Raw genomic sequence first — 3,255 nt, forward strand, 5'->3', positions numbered from 1 at the left:
TCCTTTTTTAGTCTTCTTATATATTCTAAATTTGTCTCCAAGGGTTTATCAGAAATTTGTTCCATGTTTTTAAATCCGGTCCATGGGGTACCTTCTTTTCTCCCTATATCGAATCTAGGTGAGCATTCATTTGGCAAAAATATACCTATTGTTTTATAAAATACACCTGCCCAACCAGTGTCAAAAGCCTTTGCAATCATATCATAATTACTACACACAGGTGAAGATGATAAGAAAAAGGGATTCTCACATTTTACACCTAAAAAGTCCATTGATAAATCCTTTTTTAAATTCATATTACTTCTCCTCCTTTGCATTGATGTATTCTATCATTTTAAATGCCACTTCTTTACCTTCAGCTACTGCCTGAACCACAGTGTCACCCTCATTCTTTATATCTCCTGATGAGAATACCCCTTCTAATTCTACAAAGTCTTCAAAGTCCTTAGCTCTTTTTTGACCAATTGCAAAAATTAGTCTTGAAGTTTTTAATTCTAGTTTTGATACCTTATCCCTGGAATCAAACTTTACAGAGTCTAATTTGTTTCCATTCCCAAGGGTTTCAGCTGGTGCAAATTCAGTAATTATTGGAATTCCCATGGCTTGTACCATGTTTAATTCTTCAATATTTGCCGGTGCTTCTTCAATACTTCTTCTATAGACTATTTTAGTATTTCCTCCTAATTGGTGGGCAGTTAATGCACAGTCCATGGCAACATCTCCCCCACCAATGATGATTACATTTTCACCCTTAAGGGATTTTAATTTTCCAATTCTAGCTTCTTTTAAGAATTTAAGGGCGGTTTCTACTCCTTGTAAATTAGTATCAAGCTTGTCCCCTTCAATTATTTTTGATTCTGTAAGGCCCACACCTACATGAATTGCATCATAATACTCTTTTAATTCTTCTAATTCATCCATTGAAATTCTTTTATTACAGACTATATTTACTCCTAATTCTTCAATTAAACCTATATCATAATCTACGATTTCTTGTTCTAGTCTTGAAGGGTTAATACCGTATGTAAGTATTCCACCCGGTCTTTCCTCTGCTTCAAATACATCTACCTCATATCCTTCTCTAGCAAGTACACTGGCACAGGTTAATGAAGCTGGTCCGGAACCTATACAGGCAATTTTTTTCCCATTTGTTTTTTCTGGTCTTTTGTAAACTTTCATATTGTGAATTTTTTCTTGCTCAACAGCAAATTCTTGTAATTTACCTATATTTATAGGTTCATCTATTCCTGTTCTACTACAAGCTTCTTCACATAATTTAGCATGTGGACAAATTAAGCTACAACTACCACCAAAGGGGTTGTTCACTCTTATGGTTTCTGCTGCTCCTTTAAAGTTTCTAAATCTAATTGATCTAATAAACTTACCAGGATCTGTCTTTGCTGGACATGACTCGCTACAAGGCGCATCATAGCAAAGTAAGCAGCGCGAAGCCTCTTCCATGGCAGTCCTAATATTATAAGCTTCTTCCTTTTTTTCTCCATAAGCCACATTAAGTACTTTAGTCATATAATTCTCCTCCTATTGTTTGTTAAAAGTCAAACTAATGGGCATAAAAAAATCTATGCCGACAATAGCTTATTTACTCATTAATTTTGTCTTACAAAAATTATAGAATAAAATACAATGCTATATCACGGTATAGAATACATTATAAATATAATATATTTTTTTTATTGTATTTTTTATAATATTACTTTGATATTTAATTTTAAACTTCTTAATATAATATTATAGTCTTGTTTAATTTAAACCTTTACTCTTAATTCCTTCTTCCTAGTTAAATTATAAAATGCTTTTCCTCCTAAATCACATGCAGTACCTAGAAAAGCACCTACCACTAGTGTTATGACCAATATCTGCCATTGTCCATTCATGGCAAAAGTTGAAAAACAACCTATAAATGTCCCCGGTATAAATGATAAACTTTTATATCTACCAAATATACACATAACAAATGTAAGGAAACCACTATAGAGTATTTGGTCAAAGGAGAATGGAAATCTGGTAGATAATATTATTATAATCATACCACACAGTACACCAAATAGATTTTGTCTTACTGCTACTAAAAAACCTTCCATTCCATGTTTTCCTGAGGCAAAATAGGTAGTACAACCTGCAAATCCAACCCAAGTAACAAGCCCTAGCATTGGAGCAAATTGGGACCATAGTCCGCATAGTATACCAGTTACTACACTTAATGACATTAATTCTGTCATTTCATCCTCCTTTCCATATTCAATTGTTAATACATATATAGATTACTAAATTGTTATATATCTGTCAATACCCTTTTTCTATTTGAATATTTTTGCATGCATGTTTAGATGCAATAGATAAAAGTCTTACAAGCTGAATAAAACTAATGTTTATAATCTTTGCACACCCCAATTTATGCTGTTCTAAAAAAACGAAAATGATACTGTATATACAGTATCATTTTCGTTTTTTCTTCAAAATCATTCAATTATATTTCTGTTTAATTTCTACAAACCATTTAGGTAAAACTTCATTTAGCAGAATCATTGTATGTTCTAATTGACTCTTTGCTTCCTGTTTTGTAGCCTTATTAAAATCAACACTTTCTGACAACTCTGCAATATAAGGTATAGTATCTTCCTGAACTATAGAAAAATGTTCCACCGACTTAGATAACAATGATTCATCTATACCCCAGTCTTCTGCAAATTTTTTTATTTCCTTTTCTATTTTTGCTTGTTTCCAATTATTAAATAATTCATCAAAACTTAAATTACTTGATAAATTACCAGGCACTAATTCTGTTTCTACAAATTCTTTTAATAGTTTTGCTTGTTCATCTTCACCCATATCACTTAACTCCTGAATTTCTTCATGTATTATTCTTAGAGTTTCTCTATCTACAGTTTGAATTCCTTTGTCAGATTTAACCTGAGTACCTATTAAACTTAAAATATGATTAGCATCTATTACCTGACTTCCAGATAGTTTGGTTTTTCCAATCAGAGGGATTACAGGTTCATCTTCTGGTGGCTCTCCCTCTTTAAATGTTATATTTCTATAAGCTCCTACATATTTTAGCCATGTATGTTCATCTATTTCAAATCTGCCATCATCCCACTTAAATTCATAGTATTGCATAACTAGTCTTAACTGGTCACTGGCATCTTTAAATAATAAAATAAATAACTCTTCTGCCTCAACATCTGTTTTTAATTCTTGCCACCCTGTAGGATCTGGTAGAGCCTTTATCAT

4 protein-coding genes are annotated in these 3,255 nt (G+C 32.1%); all 4 read right to left on the reverse strand.

The window, feature by feature from the left end:
• The coding region (locus VK071_08655; GenBank protein ID HLR35378.1) for a hypothetical protein at positions 1–296 on the reverse strand (296 nt) is incomplete at its 3' end.
• Between the two features lies 1 nt (position 297).
• Positions 298–1,527: an FAD-dependent oxidoreductase gene (locus VK071_08660; GenBank protein HLR35379.1), complete on the reverse strand. Its 1,230-nt coding sequence runs from the start codon at positions 1,525–1,527 to the stop codon at positions 298–300.
• 239 nt (positions 1,528–1,766) lie between these two features.
• The gene (locus tag VK071_08665) at positions 1,767–2,240 is read right to left on the reverse strand and encodes a DUF1097 domain-containing protein (protein HLR35380.1); all 474 of its coding nucleotides are present in this window, start codon (positions 2,238–2,240) and stop codon (positions 1,767–1,769) included.
• A gap of 244 nt (positions 2,241–2,484) precedes the next feature.
• Positions 2,485–3,255 (reverse strand): hypothetical protein (locus tag VK071_08670; GenBank protein HLR35381.1); only part of this gene is annotated, 771 nt, incomplete at its 5' end.

The sequence above is a fragment of the Tissierellales bacterium genome, assembly GCA_035301805.1.
Classification (GTDB): domain Bacteria; phylum Bacillota; class Clostridia; order Tissierellales; family DATGTQ01; genus DATGTQ01.